General features: G+C 49.8%; 20 protein-coding genes and 1 pseudogene. 9 read left to right on the top strand and 12 right to left on the bottom strand.

The genetic code is table 11. The features are described from left to right. Nucleotides 1–227: 227 nt before the first annotated feature. The 7 genes from TU76_RS01585 to arsS all read right to left on the bottom strand — a co-directional run bounded on the left by TU76_RS01585 (nucleotide 228) and on the right by arsS (nucleotide 9,368). A complete protein-coding gene (locus TU76_RS01585) occupies nucleotides 228–1,802 on the bottom strand; it encodes a sensor domain-containing diguanylate cyclase (RefSeq protein ID WP_048350911.1) in 1,575 nt (524 codons plus the stop codon). Between the two features lie 474 nt (nucleotides 1,803–2,276). Beyond that, a complete protein-coding gene (locus tag TU76_RS01590; RefSeq protein ID WP_048350912.1) occupies nucleotides 2,277–2,696 on the bottom strand; it encodes a DoxX family protein in 420 nt (139 codons plus the stop codon). 58 nt (nucleotides 2,697–2,754) lie between these two features. Beyond that, on the bottom strand, nucleotides 2,755–3,831 hold the full coding sequence (locus tag TU76_RS01595; RefSeq protein ID WP_048350913.1) for an FAD-dependent oxidoreductase: 1,077 nt from the start codon (nucleotides 3,829–3,831) through the stop codon (nucleotides 2,755–2,757). Then, entirely contained in the window at nucleotides 3,828–6,017 is a 2,190-nt protein-coding gene (locus TU76_RS01600; protein WP_048350914.1) for an FAD-dependent oxidoreductase, read from the bottom strand. The genes TU76_RS01595 and TU76_RS01600 overlap by 4 nt, the downstream gene beginning before the upstream one ends. After that, nucleotides 6,014–6,940 (bottom strand): metallophosphoesterase family protein, encoded by a 927-nt coding sequence (locus TU76_RS01605; RefSeq protein WP_197678350.1) that lies wholly within the window; start codon nucleotides 6,938–6,940, stop codon nucleotides 6,014–6,016. The genes TU76_RS01600 and TU76_RS01605 overlap by 4 nt, the downstream gene beginning before the upstream one ends. Nucleotides 6,941–6,993: 53 nt before the next feature. Continuing rightward, nucleotides 6,994–8,379 (bottom strand): SLC5/6 family protein, encoded by a 1,386-nt coding sequence (locus tag TU76_RS01610; RefSeq protein WP_048350915.1) that lies wholly within the window; start codon nucleotides 8,377–8,379, stop codon nucleotides 6,994–6,996. Between the two features lie 11 nt (nucleotides 8,380–8,390). Beyond that, nucleotides 8,391–9,368, bottom strand: a complete 978-nt coding sequence (arsS, locus tag TU76_RS01615) for an arsenosugar biosynthesis radical SAM (seleno)protein ArsS (RefSeq protein WP_048350916.1) — start codon at nucleotides 9,366–9,368, stop codon at nucleotides 8,391–8,393. Between the two features lie 484 nt (nucleotides 9,369–9,852). On the opposite strand from arsS, the gene TU76_RS01620 reads away from it, so the two are divergent. The 4 genes from TU76_RS01620 to TU76_RS01635 all read left to right on the top strand — a co-directional run bounded on the left by TU76_RS01620 (nucleotide 9,853) and on the right by TU76_RS01635 (nucleotide 12,536). Next, nucleotides 9,853–10,425: a sigma-70 family RNA polymerase sigma factor gene (locus tag TU76_RS01620; RefSeq protein ID WP_048350917.1), complete on the top strand. Its 573-nt coding sequence runs from the start codon at nucleotides 9,853–9,855 to the stop codon at nucleotides 10,423–10,425. Next, nucleotides 10,422–11,063, top strand: a complete 642-nt coding sequence (locus TU76_RS01625) for a DUF1109 domain-containing protein (RefSeq protein WP_048350918.1) — start codon at nucleotides 10,422–10,424, stop codon at nucleotides 11,061–11,063. The genes TU76_RS01620 and TU76_RS01625 overlap by 4 nt, the downstream gene beginning before the upstream one ends. A gap of 95 nt (nucleotides 11,064–11,158) precedes the next feature. After that, nucleotides 11,159–11,845, top strand: a complete 687-nt coding sequence (locus TU76_RS01630) for a TIGR04282 family arsenosugar biosynthesis glycosyltransferase (protein WP_048350919.1) — start codon at nucleotides 11,159–11,161, stop codon at nucleotides 11,843–11,845. Then, nucleotides 11,835–12,536 carry a TIGR04283 family arsenosugar biosynthesis glycosyltransferase gene (locus TU76_RS01635; RefSeq protein ID WP_048350920.1) on the top strand — a complete coding sequence of 234 codons (702 nt, stop codon included), beginning with the start codon at nucleotides 11,835–11,837 and terminating at the stop codon, nucleotides 12,534–12,536. Before TU76_RS01630 ends, TU76_RS01635 begins: the two co-directional genes overlap by 11 nt. A 159-nt stretch (nucleotides 12,537–12,695) precedes the next feature. Here TU76_RS01635 and TU76_RS01640 read toward each other — a convergent pair whose 3' ends face one another. Next, nucleotides 12,696–13,376 carry a haloacid dehalogenase type II gene (locus TU76_RS01640; RefSeq protein ID WP_048350921.1) on the bottom strand — a complete coding sequence of 227 codons (681 nt, stop codon included), beginning with the start codon at nucleotides 13,374–13,376 and terminating at the stop codon, nucleotides 12,696–12,698. Between the two features lie 55 nt (nucleotides 13,377–13,431). Beyond that, nucleotides 13,432–13,962: a TetR/AcrR family transcriptional regulator gene (locus TU76_RS01645; RefSeq protein ID WP_082136478.1), complete on the bottom strand. Its 531-nt coding sequence runs from the start codon at nucleotides 13,960–13,962 to the stop codon at nucleotides 13,432–13,434. Between the two features lie 321 nt (nucleotides 13,963–14,283). On the opposite strand from TU76_RS01645, the gene TU76_RS01650 reads away from it, so the two are divergent. From TU76_RS01650 to nhaA, 5 genes and pseudogenes are all read left to right on the top strand, one after another. After that, a complete protein-coding gene (locus TU76_RS01650; RefSeq protein ID WP_048350923.1) occupies nucleotides 14,284–14,856 on the top strand; it encodes a carboxymuconolactone decarboxylase family protein in 573 nt (190 codons plus the stop codon). 152 nt (nucleotides 14,857–15,008) lie between these two features. Beyond that, a complete protein-coding gene (locus TU76_RS01655) occupies nucleotides 15,009–15,776 on the top strand; it encodes a haloacid dehalogenase type II (protein ID WP_048351247.1) in 768 nt (255 codons plus the stop codon). A gap of 424 nt (nucleotides 15,777–16,200) precedes the next feature. Beyond that, on the top strand, nucleotides 16,201–16,947 hold the full coding sequence (locus TU76_RS01660; RefSeq protein WP_048350924.1) for an S-methyl-5'-thioinosine phosphorylase: 747 nt from the start codon (nucleotides 16,201–16,203) through the stop codon (nucleotides 16,945–16,947). Then, nucleotides 16,940–17,129, top strand: a pseudogene (locus TU76_RS25535) (inorganic diphosphatase); the annotation flags it as partial. The gene TU76_RS01660 and the pseudogene TU76_RS25535, both read left to right, overlap by 8 nt. Nucleotides 17,130–17,252: 123 nt before the next feature. Then, the gene (gene nhaA, locus TU76_RS01665) at nucleotides 17,253–18,455 is read left to right on the top strand and encodes a Na+/H+ antiporter NhaA (protein ID WP_048350925.1); all 1,203 of its coding nucleotides are present in this window, start codon (nucleotides 17,253–17,255) and stop codon (nucleotides 18,453–18,455) included. 112 nt (nucleotides 18,456–18,567) lie between these two features. On the opposite strand, the gene TU76_RS01670 is transcribed toward nhaA, so the two are convergent. The 3 genes from TU76_RS01670 to TU76_RS01680 form a co-directional block, all read right to left on the bottom strand. Next, on the bottom strand, nucleotides 18,568–19,101 hold the full coding sequence (locus TU76_RS01670; protein ID WP_048350926.1) for an NUDIX hydrolase: 534 nt from the start codon (nucleotides 19,099–19,101) through the stop codon (nucleotides 18,568–18,570). 93 nt (nucleotides 19,102–19,194) lie between these two features. Then, a complete protein-coding gene (locus TU76_RS01675; protein WP_048350927.1) occupies nucleotides 19,195–20,046 on the bottom strand; it encodes a universal stress protein in 852 nt (283 codons plus the stop codon). A gap of 11 nt (nucleotides 20,047–20,057) precedes the next feature. After that, entirely contained in the window at nucleotides 20,058–21,545 is a 1,488-nt protein-coding gene (locus TU76_RS01680) for a SulP family inorganic anion transporter (RefSeq protein WP_048350928.1), read from the bottom strand. Nucleotides 21,546–21,942: the final 397 nt, after the last annotated feature.

The following is a 21,942-nucleotide window of genomic DNA, read 5'->3' on the forward strand; positions in this document are numbered from 1 at the left end:
ATCTTCCAGAAATAAAGCAGTAGTTAGGTCACTTAGCAAATCTACTGAGTAGGAGGAATTACTGCTGCTAACAAGGGCTGCTTATCACATCTTTGACGATGCCTGATTTTAGGCTCAGGAGTTCCTCAATAACCAAGAGCAACTCATCATCTAAAACCATTTAGACAAGCAACATAAATGACTTCTCTAGAATTCTTATATTATATTTTTAGGGGTAGATTACACCCTTAAGCAGCTTCCACTCGATTTCTTCCATTTCTCTTTGCTTGATAAAGCATTTCATCTGCAATCTTCAATACTCCCACAACATCTCCAGCATCACGACTCCAACATGCGGCACCTAGAGAGATAGTTATATGACCTACTAAATCAAACTTCATCTCTTCAACTTCACCTCTAAGGCGATTAGCAAAGTCTTCAGCAGACTTCGAACTCAAGCCTGGTAATAATATCAAGAACTCCTCACCTCCAACTCTACATATAACATCATCATCTCGCGAAAGAGCTTTCATTATTTTCGCCAGATGCGATAAAACTTTATCTCCTGCATCGTGCCCGTATGTATCATTGACAGACTTGAAATGGTCTATATCCAAAGACACTATGGCGAAATTTTCACTTTCTGCCTGCATGATATCTAATGCCATGTCTAGTCCGCGCCTATTGTGAAGACCGGTCAAAGGGTCACTTTTGACATCTAAAAGTAATTTATTAATTTTAAAATGAACACGTTTGAAGCTAGAAAGAAGCGCTCGCTTTATCTCATTGGATTCAAAATACCAAGAGCGAATTTTCTGGATGCGCTCAGCAGCAGCAGGTCGATCCATGTGCTGAGCACTGTCGGCTAGCTCCTGTAAGGGTAAAGTGATCTTCTTCGTGACCCACCAAATCAACAATAGAATTAAAAAGGTTAAAGGTAGCGTATTAAGTAAAACCTTTATCATTAATCCGTTAAGTGGCGCCAGCGTAGCTTGCGTTGGTCTTTGCGTTACAACTCCCCATTCGGCACTAGGTATTATGGCGTAACCAGCCAGCATATCGACATTCTTACTATTATAAAGGCGCATACTGCCCACTTTGCCATGGGTAACTGCATCAATAGCTGAGTTCTTAATTATTTTCGTGCCTACCCGCTCAGGATTTGGATGATACAAGAGCTGCCTGTCTTGATCTACAACATACAGGTAAGAGCCGTCGCGATAGTAGTGTTCACCAAGCAGATTATTGAGAATATTTTTTTGCTTTAAATAGATCGTGCCACCAACATAACCTAGATACTCTCCTTTCTCGTCGAGAATTGGATTCGAGATAAACACCAACAGATTGCCAGCTGCAGAAATATAAGGAGAACTGATCAGAGGCCTCCTTTTAATTAGGGCTTCTCTAGCTCCTGGGGACTCAATTGTTTTGCCAGAAATATTAATAGCATCAGGAGACGTTGCTAAAACCTTTCCATTCTTATCAACCACAACGACGGAGTTAAAACTATTCGTCTGCAAACGCAGTCGATCCACTTCAGCCTCTAGCGCAGACTGTTTTTTTAAAATTCCGGCGAGATTTCTAGCATTATAAGCCAATTGTTGCTGCGAGGTTTTTAAAAAATCCTCAACACTGTCAGCTAATTTTTGAGAGTAGACACGATTACTCTCAAGGGTATTATCAATTAATAATTGACGCTGAACTCCATAGCTTGCATAAAATGTATTTAATTGGAGCATCAGCGCACTGAGAAGAGCGAGCGACAAGATTAAGCGCCGTAAATTCACACGAAAAAAAATAGATAGGCCAGATTTGAAAGTCATTGAATGAAATCTACGCTGAGAGAAGTGTTTTATACTAGATCATTTTTTTATTTCTGTATTTTGTTTCACTCTACACACCCTAATTCTACACGACAGACCTAGACTTGTGTAACCTGCAAGGCGGATTAGAAATCCAAATTCAATCTAAAAAATATCTATTGACAGATCACCATAAGACAAACCAAAAAGCGCTAAAATAAGATAATAGGTAGGGAGTAGATTGTAAATACGACTCTATTCGACTGGTAAGCTGTGGTGTCCACTAAGTGGACACCACTCCCTATAGTAAAAGATTAAGGGGAATTGTGCGTCCTGAGACAAATTCAGATCTGTCTTTCGTATAAGTCCTAGAGTATCAATCAAACACAGATTTTAAAGCGATGCACGCCCAGCACTTGAAATATTACAAAAAACTGATCCTTACAAACAACCAATATGGTTAGCACCACAACTAATAATACCAGCAAGATTCATCTATAATATATTATCTAGATTCTCTTTTTTATCTAACGATAGATAATCCTCATCGCGAAATGCAACCAACAGCAAACTCCCTGCAAAGATGATAAGTGATGGGTAGAACAATGCATTGGATCCCTCAAAAATCCAACCCCATGGATCTATGACTGATTTCATCACGGCCAGAAGGGATGCGCCGTTGAATAGCACCTGTATGGGGTATACCCAACGGCGAGCAAAACCCACAACGATCAGTAATCCAACAAGTATTTGAACGACTCCACCTAATTGCAGGATGCTCTCGGTTCCTAAGCCTAAGTAATACTTGTTAGCCACAGCCACGCTGTGCTCTACATTAAAAACCTTATCGGCTCCCCAGATTACCAACAACCAGCCGAGTGAGACCCTCAGTAGCAACAGTGTCCAGCATTTCATTACAGAACCTCGATATTTGTATATAGAGTTGATTGTTTTTTAATCTAAATGACGACTGTCATATCTTCTTTATCTTGTTTATAAAGCTTTGATCAAGTCGATCTTTCCATCGCCCAAATAATCGCCCCTGCACTGTTATCCCGGCCCAGCTCATCATTGCACCGCCCTTACCATCGGCCAAGAGTGCCAATGCGTGGCGTTGCGGTACAAAGTTGCTCAACTGTTTCTTCTCTAGAGCTGCCGCTAAATTCTTCGCGAGTATCGACCCCTGGCGCACCGCATAAACACCGTTACGCGGACAATCGGGCAGACTGGCACAATCACCCACGGCAAAAATGCTTTGATGGGATAGGCTTTGAAGTGTGGGGCTAATGGCAATAAACCCACGTTTGTCGTAGGCAAGCACTCCCTCTCTCAACCATGGCAGTGGCACTGCTCCGGTGGCCAAAATGAGTTGCTTACCGCGCCAAACAATCTTCGACCCAGAGAGCAATGCATCGCCATGGACTGAGTCGACTAATGAACCCTCGATAAGTTTGGCATTCGCACTCACCAGGCTTCGGATTGCCTTAGTCCTCAGCCCCGGCGGGTGGCCGGCGAGGATCTTTCCAGAGCTAATAAGTGTTAATTCTGAAACTTTAGTTGTAAGGGCAAGAGCGAGCTCAACCCCAGCGGCGCCACCACCTAAAATTGCTAATGGTTGAGGCGTTTGCTGCCAAGCGTACCAAGCACGGACGAGACCAACGAAGGGCTTCACGGGTACCATCTCCAAATCGCAAGTCTCTACCTGGAGTGCTTCTAGCGTTGAGCCAACGTTTAGAGATAACCATTTGGCTGAATAAACTCGTCCATCAGCAAGTGACAAAGAGTTTGAGTCTGGATCAATGCCCACTATCTCCCCTTGTATCAGTTCAATCCCTGCGCAAGCACAGAGTGCGGGTAATGGGACGCGGCACTGATCTGGCCTATACCTCCCCGCTAGCAGGCCTGGAAGCATCCCCGAATACCAAGCTGCTCCTCCATCGCTAATAAGTGCGATACGCCCGTGAGGCCGAGGAATAGAAAGCCACTGGCGAAGCACGCCCAAATGGGCATGACCAGATCCTGCAAGCAGGAGGTCATATTCCGCGTTCAAGAGGTTTTCTCGTCTGTCTTGAGCCCAGACTCAATATGCTTGGTGCCGCCCAAGCGCCATTGATGAAATTTTGAAAGCCAGCGCAGTGCTCCGATGGGGGCATGAGCACGCTTCCATTCTCCGGCAGCATATTTGTTCGCTTCGGCCAAAGTAGGATAGATATGGATCGTCCCGAGTATTTTGTTCATACCGTAGCCATGTTTCATGGCAGCTACGTATTCGGTGATTAGATCACCCGCGTGCTGGCCTACAATTGTTGCGCCAAGGATCCGATCCTTGCCAGGTTCAGTCATGACTTTGACGTAACCGTAAGCTGCACCATCGGCGATAGCCCTATCTAGATCATCAATGCCAAAGCAGGTGACTTCGTAGGCAATGTCGTGGGATTTGGCTTCTTGCTCATTTAAGCCAACCCGCGCCACCTCTGGATCAGTGAACGTCGCCCAAGGAATCACCCGGTAATCGACTTTGAATTGCTTAAAGCTCCCAAACAGTCCATTCACTGCGGCATACCAGGCTTGGTGCGCTGACGTGTGGGTGAATTGATAAGGCCCGGTGACGTCTCCTACGGCAAATATATTGGGGAAGCGCGTCGCCAAATATTCGTTGGTACTCAGAGTGCCATTGCCTCGCACTTCCAGAGCAAGCTCTTCAGCGCCGAAACCTTTTACATTAGCGACCCGGCCTAAGGCCAAAAGAACTTGATCGAAAGATATTTTTACTTCGCTATTGTCCGCGAGGTTTAAGCAAATCAGCTGCTGATTGCCTTCAATAACCTCAAAGCGTATCGCTTTATGCTGCAACCTGAGATCGACACCATCCGCCCTGAGGCTTGTCATGACGAGGTCACTCGCATCTACATCTTCACGGATCAATAGTCGCTCAACCATCTCGACCTGGGTCACAGCACTTCCCAAGCGCTGGAACGCTTGTGCCAACTCACAACCGATTGGCCCACCTCCCAAAACGAGCAATCGCTTTGGTTGTTCGCGCAATGCCCATATATTGTCCGAGGTAAGAGGAGTGATGAGCTCAATACCTTCAATTTTGGGTATCAATGGACGGGCGCCAGTGGCGACAATGATGGATCGAGTGCTGAGGGTTTTACCATTGACCTCAACCGTCCAGGGAGAGGTGATCCTGGCGTCTCCCTCAATGACTTCTACGCCTAGCTTTGTGTAACGGTCGATGGAGTCATGTGGCTCGATTGTCGACACCACGTGCTGAATACGTTGCATGACTGCCGCGAAATCAACCTCGCCGGCCACGGACTTAAAGCCCAGATTCTCTGCTTTTTTAAGTTCGTGGGCAAATTTGGCAGACCGAATGAGTGCTTTAGAAGGAACGCATCCCGTATTAAGGCAGTCGCCGCCCATCTTGTGCTTTTCGATCAACGTGACATTTGCTTTCACAGCCGCTGCTATGTACGCCGATACCAGGCCACCGGAGCCAGCGCCAATAACCACCAAATTGCGATCAAATCGCTTGGGCTTCTTCCAGCCTGAATACACTTTTCGAGTCTTGAACCATTCCAGAGTTTTGCGAGACAACATCGGTAGCAAACCAAGCAACAGGAATGCACCGATGAGACTGGGTGATAGGATTCCACCTAACGAATTGAGTTGACCAAGCTCGCGACCAGCATTCACGTAAACCAGCGTGCCGGGCAGCATACCCAGCTGACTGACCCACCAGAATGTGCGCACAGGCAACTTGGTCAATCCCATCGCCAGGTTGATCAATACGAAGGGAAATACGGGCACCAGGCGCAAGGCGAATAAGTAGGATGCCCCCTCGCGCTCAACCCCTTGATTTATTCCCATCAGGCGTTTACTGAACTTGGCTTGCACCCAGTCGCGCAGCATGAAGCGACTGATCAGCATCGCCAATGTGGCCCCAAGCGTAGATGCAAAGGACACAAGGAGCGTACCGCCGAATAAGCCAAATAATGCACCGCCAAGCAGCGTCATCAGAGCCGCACCGGGTAGCGAAAGAGCTGTCACCAAAACGTATATAAAGAAATACGCCCCCCCAATAAGCCAAGGGTTGGCAGACACCTGTTCACTAAACGCTTCCTGCTGGGTTTTGAGGTTTGTCAGGTTGAGATATTGGCCCAGATCGAAGATAAAAAAAGAAGCGATCAGCGCAGCTATCACCACTAGGAGTATGAGCTTACGAAGGTTCATGAGAGTGGATCCTTTTGCGTAGAAACTGAACACTCCTGAAAGCCGCCCAGCAAGGCTGATGATGGAAGATCGTCAGTTCCGTTGAGCAAACGATCACGATAAGAAAGCGCTGCCGGGCTCTGTGAGGGCCATTGCCGGTCGAAGTCTTGGAGAAAGGCCACATGGTCGTAATCAACCGAAATCGCTTCGACATAGAGCCCGAGTATTTGGGCGCGATATAGCGCCTGCGGATGTGGTGTGGAAGCTATCCGTGTAACAAGTCCTTTACGTTCTGCGCTGAAGTTTGGAATGCCGGCAGCACCGTTATTGATCACCGCCCCAGAGCCCCAGCTCAAGGCTGCGGGGGAGCAGGTGTGACTGGTGGCGAAAACATCGATTTTTCTTTTCGCCATCCAATCCGCTAATTCCCTTTGGCGATCAACAGATCTCAATGCCTCGCGTGAGCACTGCCAGCCGGCAAGTGAGCGCTCATCACCATGACTGATGGCGACTGTACGTCCAGCAATTTCGACCAGCGCATGGGCAGGACGCAACGCAACTGAAGCTCTCAACGAGGGAAGAGTAGCGAAGGTTTCACACAGCCGTTCATGGATAGAGTTAGACCAAGCGACTGTGAGTTCTGTTACCTCCTCAGGATACGCGCAACCGCATCCCGTTCCGCTGTCTTCCACGCGGACTAACTCAGTCTCGACGTTACCGCGAAGAAGAACGTGAGGCGCAACGCGATCCTCGAGGCACCGGAAGATTTCTGGATCACGATCAAACCAGTGCAAGTCGCCGTTGAACACAACACGAGCTTCTGGCTCATCTGCTAGCAACATGTCCAGCGCATCTAACGCATAAGTGTTTCCGTAAAGGCCGCCTACGACGTAGAGCGTTTTGCAGCCAAATTGCGCGGGGCCGTCGAATGCCTTGTGCGGCAATCTGTAGTCCAGAGGACAATCGCGCCCAGGTCGCATGAGCATTCTGTCAAGACTCATATTGCGACTCGCTTAGCTAGGTAGCCCGGGATCAAATAACCCAATATGCATAGCGCCAATCCGTAAAGATTGGTACCCAACAGCAGGGCATACTTGCCATCACCAATAGCCCAACTTTGAGGTATCCAACCCAACGTAAGGGCTATGCCCAAGGCAATGCCGCACCAGAAACTCAGGTGAAACCCCGACCGAGTCGGAGTCACCATTCCATGTAAAACGAATACGGGTGCGAGACCGATAACCATTGTGCCGCTCAAGGTTGTTGCTTTGAGAATGTCGGTTCCGGTGAGCATTGGAATGTTGCCCAAGACGGCGAATATCATCATCACAGACATGCCTACTCCGATTGCCTTCTTGCCTAGATCGTGACCAGCCAACAGTGGCAGCTCTCGACCCACTAGCTTGGCCAGGCTCGAAAAAGTGGAGTCGAGAGTGGAGCCTGCTGCGGAGACCATTACGACGGTCATCACCATCAGCGCGACTACCCCCATGGATTTCGCCAGTGCCGCTGGGACGTTATCGGAAACATTCATGCCGATGAGGGTGGTGTGTACGCCAATCAAACTGAACGCGAGAATGGCAACAAAACCCAGCAGGCCGGCAACGAAGAAAGACCTACGCATCGTCCGTTCTTCGCTGATGAAGCCACGATCCGTCAGGACGGGATCATGAAACGGGTAACTGAATATTTGGAGCCCTGCGACCAGTAATAAATCAACGCCTGAGCTCATCGCCCAATGACTGGTACTCATCAACTCCTTGGTGCTGTGCTGCGGTAAAACCAAGCCAAGCACCCAGACAAGGGCAATCAAGAAAATTCCTGCTTGGGCCGCATCGGTCATGATTGAACTGCGAAGTCCACCACGAAGGCTGTATGCCAGCGTCACCACGGTGAACAACGAGGCGGCTCCGATAAACTCAATGCTACCGGCAGCACCATAATAGCCACCGACCACGGCGGTATTGCTCCAGACCTCGTTAAAGAGCCTGATAAGAATGGCTGCGCTGAAAGCCAGTGCCGCAGATCGACCGTAATTGGTGGTCAGAAAGCTGACCAGTCCCGTCGCTCCAAAGCGTCGGCGCAGCCTGAATATGACTAAACCTGCCAGCGGGATCGAAAGCCAATAGGTGGCATAAGCCAAGCCACCAATCAATCCATAGCTTGCGCCCAAGTTGGCAGCGTTCGTTACCGACTTAGCGAAAATCCAGCTGATAAAAATACTCGATGTCACTAACCAGGGAGCCGCGCTACGACCTCGGGAATCTTCGCCATGAAAGAAGCCCCCCAGGGTTACAGCACGAGGTGACAATGCGTACATGATGAGACCGTAAATCAGTAAAAAACCCCAAAAAAATACACCTAGCAGGCTATTCGGCTCCATTGATCTTCTCCCTATTCCTTCAATGCGCCAGCACAACTCGAACCCTGACCAGCTGTGCACGCAAAGCAGTGATCACGAGTGCTTATTGGGTTATTTTCCAGGCTTGACGATTCGAGCAAATCTCGTAAATGAGGCCGATCACGACCAATCAGATCAGGTATGAGCATCGGCAGGTCTAGCATTTGGTTGAAGTCGCAGTCGTAGAGGTAACCTTGCCAGTCAACGCTGACCAAGTTCCGACACATGACTGCATCCAGATTCTCTGATCGATAGCTGTCTCTGAGCAGTTGCATGTAATCACCGAACAGCCCCTTGCTAACGAGTGTGCTTCCAAATCGGGCAATGGGTTGGTTGGTAATCGTCAGGAGATGGTTGAACTGAATGCCAAAATCTTCGGCCAAGTGAGCTTTGTAATCTATTTCTAGCTGGGCCTGCGGCGGGGGCAAATTTGCGCCTTGAGGGTTGTAAACAAGATTTAGGATTAAGCCGCTGTCAAAAATACCGTATCCGAGATTGTTGAGCTTCTTGAGGCCTTCAATGCTTGCGTCGAATACCCCATCACCTCGTTGCTTGTCGACATTCTCACGGGAATAGCAAGGCAGAGATGCAGTCACCTCAACGCCTTGCTCTGCTAGAAATACCGCTAAGTCCTCATACCCAGGCTCACAAAGAATTGTCAGATTGCAGCGATCAATTACACGTAATCCTTCGCGTCGAGCATGTACAACGATTTCTCTGAAGCGGGGATGCATCTCAGGAGCGCCACCGGTCAGGTCGAGGGTTTTCACTGGATGGGCGTCAATAACTTGATGCAACAATGCCAGGCTTTCATCCGTCATGGATTCTGTACGAGTCGGGCCTGCATTGACATGGCAGTGCAGGCAGCGCTGGTTGCAAAGGTACGTGAGATTGACCTGCAAGGCTTCCAACTGGCCACGCTGCAGGCGCGGAAAGCTCAAAGTATTCAGAAGCGGTAACATTGCGTGCATGACTATATCTACTCTCGAATACTGATGGTCTAAGGCCTTGGCCTCTGTGTGTTACAAGCTGAAGAGGCGAAAGCCAGAGCATCGCTCGTTGCTTAAGCATTGACCCACGAGATTCACTGTGTGGCACAAGAATGAGCTTGGGCGACTGCACCCTGTAAGCCGCCTCGATTTGCCATTAGGATGGTCACTGCTCGTGCTGAATGACAGGGAAGAGCAAGAGCCGATTCTCTAAGGTCGTTCGCTGCTTTGTCTTCAGGATTACGGGCCCTACTCGTCTAGTCAGTGCTGGGTACTGTCATTCGATCTAAGGTTAGTTCGTTGATCCTCCACATCCGGTTACAGCGTCCGCGAATTTTTTTCGACCATCAAACTGATTCACTTGTTACCTTAGCTCGGTACCGAATATGAGGTTTGCAGCCCGTCATTAATGCTGGCTTCATGCAGGAGCGAGATATTTTTACCTTTTGTGTAACCAGAGCGAACGATGGAACGAATTACACATAACGATGAGTTGCGCAGGCGAGAGTTCAACCTGCAGGCTCTGTTCATCGCGGGTCTCGGAGGGGACGAATCTGCTTATCGAATTTTTTTAACGGAGTTAAGTGGTCATCTTCGTGGTTTTTTGCGCTCGAAACTTCAGCAACGACCTAGCGAAGTAGAGGATTTGCTGCAAGAGATTTTGCTGGCCGTTCATAATGCTCGCCAGACCTATCGGGTAGACGAACCTCTGACGGCTTGGGTTTTTGCTATTGCGCGTTACAAACTCACCGACTTTTTCCGAGGCAGGTCACGTTATGACGCGTTTAACGAATCACTCGAAGATGTGGCAGAGCTATTTGCTAATCCACATCTTGAACCAGCACAGGCCAGTCGCGACCTAATCAGGTTGCTAGAGCAGTTACCTGAACGTCAGCGTCTACCTATTGTGCATGTGAAAATAGAAGGGCTGTCTGTGACTGAAACCGCTCAATTGACCGGGTTATCTGAGTCAGCGGTGAAAATAGGCATACACCGTGGGCTTAAAGCACTGGCGGGAAGAGTTAGAGGTGCAAGATGAATACTGATGATTTTATTTCCCTGCTTGCCTCCGGCGTCGCCCCTGTTGACCGAAGTATGGTAGCTAAGCGAATCAGCATCGCGGTGCTGGCTGGCTTCATGGGCGCCACTTTACTAGTCATAGCAATAATGGGTATTCGTCCAGACTTGGGCCAAGCCATGGCCGAGCCTATTTTTTGGGCAAGGATCGCATTTCCGCTCAGCTTGATGATCGGTGCGTTGAGTATGGTAGGGAAATTGGCTAGACCCGGAATAGCCTCGGGCCCCGGCAAAATCCTAATTGTTACTGCAGTCTTTTCGGTGTGGGTCGCATCTATCTATGTCCTGTTGGTTAGCCCACCTGACGAACGAGTTGCGATTATCCTCGGCGAAACTTGGAAAGTATGCGTACTCAATATCACCTTGCTGTCGGTTCCCGGGTTTGTCGCTGTGTTTTGGGCGCTGAAGGGGCTAGCACCCACCAATCTGAGGCTATCAGGTGCTTGCGGCGGATTGCTAGCAGGCTCAATGGCAACGATTGCTTACTCCTTTCGATGCCCCGAGATGCAGATACCATTTTGGGGCGTATGGTACTTGCTGGGCATGCTGGTGCCGACCGTATTAGGCGCACTGCTCGGTCGACGCTGGCTACGCTGGTAGCAGATCGTAGTCATCACCCGTGCTGTTCAGAGATATCCACCAACACCATCAGCTCAGGCGATGCGTGATACCGGACGAATATTGGGATCAAGCAGATGAACTCGCTGAACAATCATTATCCATGCCTGGTACTACTTTGTAAGCGACCTGCGCTGGGCCACTCAAAACAGCGGCTGGCAGAGGGCGTTGGTAAGAAACGCGCCCTGGTTATCGCTCAGTTGCTTCTCGATTGCGCTGTAGAAGACCTTCTGGACTTTCCGGGTACTCGAGCTTTAGCTCCTGACCAAGCACAACACCAGCAATGGGGTCAGGCTCTGTGCGAGAGCGCACTCTGCATTCCACAGAGCGAGGGGAACCTCGGTGAACGCTTGAATGCATTGGATATGCAACTCCGTAACTTGGGTCACCAGTACCTTATTTACATAGGAAGCGACTGTCCATTGTTAGGCCCTGACGACTATCAACGTGTGAACGAGCAACTTCGGTACTCAGATACAGTGCTAACGATGGCGCAAGATGGTGGCGTTGTTCTTATGGCCTCTCGTAAGCCCTGGCCGACCTTGAGCGCTTTGCCTTGGAGCACTCAGCATCTCGGTCAAGCATTACTCGAATGTTGCCGGAGCTCGGGCCACTCGGTTTCACTGGCTGGTGAGTTATTCGACATCGACCTCCAAGAAGACCTAAAGCCCTTGCTAGAGGCACTGGCTGAGGATGCACGACCTGAGAGATTAAAACTGAAAAATGCGTTGGCAGGTTTGCTGGAAGTATCAGATGCAAAATAGCGCCTCTGTCAGCATTATCGTGCCTTGCTGGAATGACGAAGCATCGCTGGAAAAGCTGCTCAATCATCTAAATCTAATAGCAAAAAATGAGCGCGAGTCACTACAACTGATAGTGGTTGATGCGGCCCAAAGCGAGAGTTGCCTAGAAATTTGTCAGCGTCATGGTTCGCTGTGGATACCTGCATCACCCTGCCGAGGTGAGCAGCTGCGGTTGGGGGCAAGCCACGCAGTTCATTCGATTCTCTGGTTTTTGCATGCTGACGCTCATTTAACGTTTGACTGTCTACCTGCTATCCGTAGTGCAATCGACTCCGGTGCATCAGGAGGTTATTTTGCATTCAGATTCTCCAATGCCAATTGCTGGCAAAGCAGGTTGTTAGAAAAGCTGATCAACATGCGTACCCGCTTTGGGATTCCTTACGGCGACCAGGGATTATTTTTCCAGCACGATATCTATCTATCATCTGGACAACATGATGCGTCACCGTTGTTCGAGGAGGTCGAACTTGTGAGGCGCGTCCGTGACCAAGGCCGATTCGTAGAGTTGGCTAAAGGTCTGGGGGTTGATGCAAGACGCTGGCAGCGCGATGGCTGGTGGCATCGGTCGTTTCGTAATCGTTTGCTCGCGATAGCTTATTGGATGGGTGTCCCAGCGTCCCGATTAGCAGCTATTTATAGTTCGCGAAAATGATTACCCCTCCCAGCGTAACCTACCCACGCACTCCCGAAAATTCACTAATCATAGGCGACATATTACTAGCGCTTGCCCAGAACCTGGTGCGCAGTGTGGAGACCAATACGACTACATTCAGCCAGACCTCCTTTAAGACCTGACTCCTTAGGGCGCTATTTACACATCAAGACTTTGTATTTCGTGGCAGGCACCTGCCAAGCCACCCAAGACTATGTGCGGCTTAATTCCCCATGGATCAAATTGCGCCGCTGAGTCACGATTAACCCAGGCACATTTCAAGCCCGAAAACATCGCTCCCAAGACATCAAAGGTATTGCTTGAAACCAAGCAGATTTCTGCCGAGGGCAGCGCACACACGTCGACCAGATGGTCATAAACTTCTGGCGCGGGTTTGAAGGAGCGCACCGACTCTACGCTTACGATCTCAGTAAAATACGCGAGAATATTTGCGTGCTGCAGCAGGCGCTCGACGGCTTGCTTGCTACCATTTGAAAATGCGTACAGATGCAAGCCACTGCCTACCATTTCCTCCAACGCGCTGCTTACATCATCGAATGCATCAAGCTCTGAGTAGGTGTTCATGAGCACCTGGATCTCAGCACTGTCCAGTTCAATCAACTGCTCGCGACAGGCGAAGATCAATGCTTCGCGAGTACAGACAGAGAAGTCGCAATAATCACGCATTAAACCTCTGCGAAAGCTGTACTCCAACTGTTTCTGTCGCCAAGTCTTCGCCACATCTACCGCTTTCTCACCAACCACTTGTGTCAACTGGCCTAGTACAGCCTGAGTGTCGATTAACGTTCCGTAGATATCGAATGCAACTGCCTTGATCATCGTGGTAATCCGTCTTGAGTAAATTAAGAACCGATCAGTCCATAATTCGTTAAATTTAAGCCCAGCGCGCCATTACCAGATCGATCACCATAAGCAACTCTTGATGCGAGAGCCCAGATTTGGTTTGGGTGCGCAGACCATTCATTATGCAATGCATTAAGAGGGCAAGCTCTGCCGGCGTCTTATCAGCAGATATTTCACCGCTCTCTTGGGCTCGCTCAAACGCTAACTCGAACACTCGACGGAATCGCTTGGAAGCCAGGATCACTAGGCGATGTATCGCCGGGTCGGAAGATGAAAATTCGTTGGCTACGTTTACGAGCATACAGCCACGGGGGCTGTCTCGCGAAGCATCCTCGAGCACGGACATCAGGCATTCTCGAATGAATTCGAGCGCGTACTCGGACTCATCAAGGCGCTCACGCATAAACCTTGCCCGTCCCTCGAAATATCGAGTGAATGCAGTCTCGAATAGACTCTGTTTGTTACCGAAGCTTTCATAAAGACTGCTTTTGGAAAGACCAGTAGCTTCAAGCAGATCCTGCAGGCTCGTGGCGTCATAGCCTCGACTCCAGAAAAGCTCCATGGCATTTTCCAGTACAAGTTCAGGGTCAAAGATTCTGGGGCGTCCGCGATTCATACGGCCATTATGGACTGATCGGATTTTTTTTCAAAGCCCGACCGGGTAAGGCTGCTGACGACACAGAGCAGTCCATCCCTTTAGCCCCTGAAGCTGGTGCGAGCATCATTCCACACGATTGGCTTCTCGGGAGAAATTGACTTATGAACCGATCAGTCCCAAAATAAAAAACGTCCCTCAGTAAATTTTTCCAGAGGTCTTTGGACACTCGGAGCCACAACCGAGCCACATTAAGGACTGATCAGTCCGCAAACAGAGGAGCTCATAATGCTCAGCGAATACAAAATTTCTCTCCCGTCGCTTACTCCTGAATCTACCGAAGGTCATGGCCGGGATGTACTGACTAAGGCAAAAGCACAGACAGGGTTTATCCCTAATATGTATGCACGCATGGCTAATTCGCCAGGTTTGCTCGAAACCTACCTGCAAGGCTATGCGGCCTTCAGAAAAGAATCAGGGTTCTCCTTGGAGGAGCAAGAGGTCATCTTCTTGGTTATCAGCCGCGAGAACGGATGTGAATACTGCATGGCTGCTCATAGCACCTTGGCAGACGTCATGTCAGGTGTGTCCCCAGAGGTGACGGACGCAATTCGCAATGGCACACCAATCAGTGATTTCAAGCTTGCCGCTTTAGCCGAATTTACCAGCGTAATGTTCCAGACCCGTGGCCTACCAACTGAAGAGTCAGTTCAGTCGTTTTTGAAGGCCGAGTTCAGCGAGCGGCACATCCTCGAAATCGTTCTCGCGTTGGCTGTGAAGACCCTTAGTAATTACTCCAATCACCTCTTTCATACTCCCCTAGATGAAAAGTTTGCAGCCCGCGCTTGGACGCAGAACTGATTTCAACCTGTTATGCCAGTTGAGCGCTTCCAGGTTGCGTTTTAGCGCTCACTGGTTTGGTTGCGAGAAATGGGTGTTCGCGCAAGAAACATAGAACACAGGATTACTAAAATGCTGCCCAATTTTTTTAAATTATGAGAGATAGACCAAAGATGAAAAGTATTCGATCTGTTTTTAATTTTCTAATGGTTGCATTGCTGGTCGCTTCGCCATTAGCATTCGCGAGCCAGAAAACAAAAGCTTCGGAAACAGATGTTAAAGTTATTTTTTTTGATGTAAATGAAACCCTTCTAGATCTTCATCCTCTACAAAAAACAGTCGGAGATGCGCTTGGCGGCAGGCCTGACTTGTTGAGCATTTGGTTTTCGACGATGCTGTATTATTCATTAGTAGAGACATCAATTAATCAATACCATGACTTTGGCCAGATTGGTGCAGCAGCACTAATCATGGTTGCTCAATCGAACGGGTTGACTATTACTCAAGACCAGGCGAAGAAAGCTATCGCCCCCATCACTAGCCTTCCGGCGCATCCTGATGTTCGCACTGGATTAGAAACGCTAAAGAACAAAGGCTACAAATTAGTGGCTTTGACAAACTCGTCACGCTCCACCGTAGAGAAACAACTGAAAAACGCAGGATTGTATGATTTGTTTGACGAGTATTTGAGTGGTGAAGCTGTGCACAGCTATAAGCCAAATCTAAAGGTCTATGATTGGGCGATGCAAAAAATCGGAGTAAGCGGTATGGAATCCTTGTTAGTCGCTGCACATGGCTGGGATGTAGCGGGCGCTAAGGAGACAGGCATGAAAACAGCATTCGTAGCACGAGCTGGAAAGGCAATCTATCCATTAGCGAAATCACCTGATTACATAGTCAACGACTTGGTTGAACTCTCGAATTTACTACCGAAGCGTTAAGCCAAAAAATTGCTTGCTGACGTTAATTACCAGCGGGCTTTAAATTATTTAGGTTGAGTGGAGCATCATTCAAATTTGTTGCGCATTCCACTCGCCGTACTTTTAAAACCGCTTACTGTATAGCCTTTATACATTTTAGGTTTTTTGGTTTTCTCTCCGTCCCCCTAAGCATCACACCACTAAAAAACCGAATAAAAACGAACTAGTAAGACTTCGAGGAAAGGTCTATTTTTAACCGCCAATTTATTTTGCCTTGACTGTTTTTTCAAATTGGCAGTACAGTGTGTTGAAGTCGGCTAGCTCGAATGGACAACCAGTCAATCGACCAAGCAGCCTTCAGGTCGCTCAGTATACAACTGCACATCCACAATTAGCGCATCCCCTTAGCTCTGAAAGGTGCGACTATTCTATTGAAGGATTATATATGACCGTTTACGCAATTATAGGTGGTTCTGGGCTAGCCGACTTGGAAGACCTTAGAAATAGAAAGTCTATATCAATCAATACTCCTTACGGTGAGCCATCGGGTGATATTTATATAGGCGACTATGGAGGTCGGGAGGTTATGTTTTTGTCTCGCCATGGCGAGCCACATCGCTATGCGCCCCATCAAGTTAATTACAGAGCTAACGTTTGGGCCCTTAAGGAGACCGGAGCAGATTCAATTCTCGCTTTCAACGCTGTTGGTGGGATTAATCATGCAATGGGAGCTGGTAAATTTTGTGTTCCTCACGACCTAATTGACTATACATACTGCCGTCAGCAGACGTTCTTTGATAAAGATCTAGACAAAGTCACTCATATTGACTTCAGCAAACCTTATACTAATGAGTTGCGCATTAGGCTGATTACTGCATTGGCGGCTGAGGGTTTTGATTTCAGTGCACGAGGTGTTTATGGCTGCACGCAAGGCCCTCGCCTAGAGACAGCTGCGGAAATAATCCGAATGGAGCGTGACGGCTGTGACATTGTAGGTATGACCGGAATGCCTGAAGCGGCGCTGGCTCGTGAGTTAGAACTCGAATATGCATGTTTAGCGTTGGTTGTTAACCCAGCTGCGGGAAAATCTTCGTCTGAGATTTCTATGGCGGAGATTGAGTCGGTGTTGCAAGTAGGAGTTAGCAATGCCAAGGCTGTTTTGGTTAGGCTCATTGGCTCTGACCTTCGTTGATCGCTTCTTCGGTACATCTTTGTTTTATCCGGCCAACAAAGGTTAGCCCCACATAGGTTGACCGCTGAAGGTGATCCTTTGGACGTTCTGGTTTTTGCTTTTGCCCGGTACCGCCTGGCCTTGTCGTTCGTAGTCGTCCTGTCGGCGTGATGTATATGACAGACGAAGCCGGTGCTGGGGCGTAGTTGAACAAGCTGGAGGCTGATTTCGCCTGTGACAATAATCGTTACAGGCTATTTAGACAGCCGCACCGGTAAACGTCGGATGTTAAAATACTCTCTTTAGATCGAAGCGCAAGGACACTGATGACCGACAATAGAACGCCTGCAGAAACCCCAAGAGCAGCTGCAATTTTAGCTCGCTTCATGTCGTCGGAATCCGCTGGCGGTCTTGTGCTGATGGGCGCAGCACTCGCGGCACTGATTGTGGCCAATTCACCTCTCTCCCAAGGTTATTTTGCAGCCTTGCACAGTGTCTGGTTGGGTATGTCTATGGAGCATTGGGTCAACGATGGCCTGATGGCGATCTTCTTCCTGATGGTCGGACTCGAGATCAAAAGAGAGGTTCTGGCAGGCGGGCTCTCCACTTGGGGTCAGCGCGCGTTGCCTGGGTTTGGTGCTTTAGGCGGCATGGTTGTGCCTGCGCTGATCTACATCGCAATTAACTGGGGTAACTCTGAGACCTTGAAGGGGTGGGCTATCCCAGCCGCTACCGACATTGCATTCGCCCTTGGCGTCTTGTCGTTGCTGGGTAAGCGAGTCCCGACTTCGTTGAAGGTTTTCCTCGCCGCTTTGGCAATCATCGACGACCTAGGTGCTGTGGTCATCATCGCCTTTTTCTACACGACCGGTCTTTCCATGCCGATGTTGCTGGCATCGCTTGCAACCCTGATCATTCTGATCGCAATGAATCGATTCGGCGTCAGAAGATTGTTCCCATATCTGCTGGTCGGTGGTGTGCTGTGGTTCTTCGTGCTGCAATCGGGAGTGCACGCCACCCTTGCGGGTGTCGCTGTGGCACTGTGCGTTCCAATGGGCAAGCCTGAAGAGGAAGCCCGGTCTCCACTGCTGTTCCTAGAAGAAAAGCTGCACATGTGGGTAGCGTTCGCTGTGGTGCCGATTTTTGGCTTCGCCAATGCGGGAGTTTCACTGGCCGGTATTTCCATGGAGAACCTAGTTGACCCAGTTCCGTTGGGTGTGGCGCTCGGCTTGTTGGTGGGCAAGCAGATTGGCATCTTCCTATTGGCTGCTCTGGCCATTCGTATGGGCTTGGCCAAACTGCCGGAAGGCAGCAATTGGGCACAGCTTTACGGCGTTGCGCTCTTGTGTGGCATCGGCTTCACCATGAGCCTGTTCATCGGGAACCTGGCGTTTGCAGGATCAGCTCACCTGATTGACGAAGTAAAAGTGGGTGTGTTGATTGGTTCGACCCTGGCTGCAATCGGTGGTGTCCTGATTTTGCGACGCAGTGCTGTTCCTGCCGCTGCGCCCGCCACGATTTCCAGTTAAGCGTAAGCAAGACGGCCACAGAATTTCTCCCTGATCGAAATCCTGTGGCCGTAACATCGATTGGCGAAGTTTGGTCATCGCGCTTTACACCAAAAGCTACCGAGGCGTCCTCTTAACCGCGAATCGTCACCAACAAGTCGGATGCGACTTTTTTCAGCATGAAAGTTTCGCGCTGAATTGACTGCCCCATCGATGACTCCTGACGCTGCATCACGGCTTCATTGTGCGTTATGGCCTCATGCAGGTTGATCCAGACAGGCCGCATTCCATTAGCGATTTCGTGGCTTTCCATCCTGACCGGCTCTAGCTGAGTCGCTACTTCGCATAGATAAAAATGCGACGTCATGTGCATTAGGTCATATTGTGGCTTCCAATAAGGCCGGTATTCCTCGATATAACCGTAGTGCTGGAGTACCTGAATCTCACGGGCACCAGTCTCTTCCTCAAGCTCACGCTTCAGGCCTGTGACAATGTCCTCGTCACCATCAAGGCCGCCTCCAGGAAAGCTGAAGTCGTTATAGCGCTCGGTGAACAGCAACAGGATCTGTTCGTCCCGCAACACGATGCCGCGTGCGGCATGACGGCGGAACACCCTGCCTTGTTTGGATTTCAGCTCTGGGTGAATAATTTCGGTTATGAGTTGCATGAGGTCTCAGCCAGGACTTTTTCAGGTAATCATCATTTAAGATGGGCACAGTATTTCTGGAGTCCTGGAAATGCTGTGCCCGCAAGCGACACTTCAGCGAAGCAGCAACACAGGCATGGTGGCTGTTCGAAGCATTGTCGTAGTCGTGCTGCCTACCAGAAACTGTCGGATGCGTGATTGCCCATAAGCGCCCATGACGAGAAGAACAATTGCGTGCTCTGCCTGATAAGCGTGAAGTGCCATCTCCACCTCTCCTTGGCGGATCTCTGCATGGACTACAAAGCCTGAAGTTAGAAGCATGCTTCTGGCTTTATCGAGCGCCTCTCGATTATCTCCTGAGTCTGTTCCAACCATAACCAGGTGAATGGGTAACCCTTCGCAAAGCTGGCTGGCTGCAAGCATCTCAACGGTTTTGTACGCTGTTGGGCTGCCGTCAAATGCGAGCATTACTTTTTCCGGCTTTTTATAGCTGCTGGCTGTGACCAAAATTGGACGGTGAATTGTGCGTACGACAGCTTCAATCTGGCTGCCGAGGCTTTGAGCACCGCGTGTGCTGTCTTCACCCAATCGTCCAATGACCAACAGTCGAATCTCTTTCTCAAGCTCGCTCAGGCTTTCTACCAGATGGCCATGGCGTTGCTTCATTTCAGGAAAAGCTGCACCGGCGATGACCGTCCGCTCCCTTGCCTTCTCGAGCGTGTGCTGTCCTTGTTCCAAAGCAAGCCTGGCGCGCTGAGCATCCAACGTAGCCAGCTCTTCGAGCAGATGCTCTCGGCTCCCGAGGCCAATATTGCCGCTGAGATCTGCTGCAGCCGGGTATTTCTCTTCATCCAATACATGCAGCAAGGTAAGAGGCGCATCCAACTCTTGCGTCGCCCATGCTGCGTAGTCGCAGACCGCCAGTGAGGACTGTGAGTTATCAATGCATGCCATTACGTGGGTCATTGTTGATCTCCTTAGTGGCTCATGAGCTTGTCGATGGCGTCAGGTTTGTCATGCACGCCAAATCGGTCAACGATAGTAGCGCTGGCTTCATTCAGCCCCAGCACCTCAACCTCTGCACCCTCTCGACGGAATTTAATGACTACCTTGTCCAGTGCAGCAACGGCGGTGATATCCCAGAAATGCGCTTGGGTCAGGTCGATGGTGACTTTCTTGACCGCTTCTTTGAAGTCGAAAACATTGGTGAACTTGTCGGCGGAGCTGAAGAACACCTGGCCCACAACGCGGTAAGTACGATGAGATTCAGCCTCTTCAAGACTGCTCTTGATATCGAGATAGTGTCCAACCTTGTTAGCAAAGAACAGTGATGCCAGCAGCACACCTACCAGTACGCCATAGGCCAAGTTGTGCGTTGCCACGACGACTACAACAGTCGCGACCATGACAAGGTTGGTCGACAGCGGGTGCTCTTTCAGATTACGCAGCGAATCCCAACTGAAGGTGCCGATGGACACCATGATCATCACGGCAACCAACGCCGCCATCGGGATCTTGGAGAGCCATTCGCCAAGAAATACCACCATCAGCAGCAGGAAAACGCCGGCACACAATGTCGAGAGACGGGTGCGGCCACCAGATTTCACGTTGATGATCGACTGGCCGATCATGGCGCAACCGGCCATGCCGCCAAGCATACCGGCAGCGATGTTGGCCACGCCCTGGCCTTTGCACTCGCGGTTTTTGTTGCTGGTGGTATCGGTCAGATCGTCGACGATGGTCGCGGTCATCATTGATTCGAGTAGACCCACTACTGCCAACGCAGCCGAGTACGGGAAAATGATGCGCAGGGTTTCAAAGTTCAGCGGCACTTCGGGCCAAAGGAAAATCGGCAACGTATCCGGCAGTTGGCCCATGTCACCGACGGTGCGGATATCCAAACCGAGGTAAATGCCGACGGCAGTCAGCGTCAGGATGCACACCAACGGTGACGGAATCAGCTTGCCGATCTTCGGTACGTATGGAAACAGGTAGATGATCCCGAGGCCCGCTGCCGTCATGGCGTAGACGTGCCAGGTGACATTCGTAAGTTCCGGCAACTGCGCCATGAAAATCAGGATCGCCAATGCGTTTACGAAACCGGTGACTACCGACCGTGAAACGAACCGCATCAACGAGCCAAGCTTCAGGTAGCCGGCAAGGATTTGAAGTACGCCACATAGAAGGGTCGCGGCCAGCAGATACTGAAGTCCGTGCTCTTTAACCAGCGTAACCATGAGCAGTGCCATGGCGCCGGTAGCCGCCGAGATCATTCCGGGGCGCCCGCCGACAAAGGCGATGACAGCACAGATACAGAAGGAGGCGTAGAGACCGACTTTGGGGTCAACACCGGCGATGATGGAAAAGGCGATTGCTTCAGGGACAAGCGCGAGTGCGACCACTAACCCCGCGAGCACGTCGCCACGGACGTTGGAAAACCACGTTTGTCTAAATTTTTGCAGCATAGAAAATATCCAAGGCAAAGCATCGCGCACGCCAAGAGAACGGCGAGCGAATCGATACAAATTCAAATTTTGAGGATTTTTTGCTGTGTGCTTAAGGTGCAAAACCAGGCGTACAGCAGTGAGCACCCGCGAGCGAAGCTAGCGGAAGCAAGGTGTTGCGAGGGGGCGTAGCGCTAAGGCGGCGTAGGCTGCCAGTAGATCGTTTGGAGTACAGTCATGCTGATGTTCCTGTAGCTCAAGGTATCGGGTGAGTGGTAAGTATACCGTCAAATTGTCACCGATTGCGACTTCCTGCCTAGATTTGGGTGGCGAGATACATTTTGTCAATATCAGCTATCTGCGCTCCTCTTCACAAGCTCTCCACCCCTATCAATTGGAAATTTTTTATTGAGACCGT

It is taken from the genome of Pseudomonas psychrophila (assembly GCF_001043005.1).
Classification (GTDB): Bacteria; Pseudomonadota; Gammaproteobacteria; order Pseudomonadales; family Pseudomonadaceae; genus Aquipseudomonas; species Aquipseudomonas psychrophila.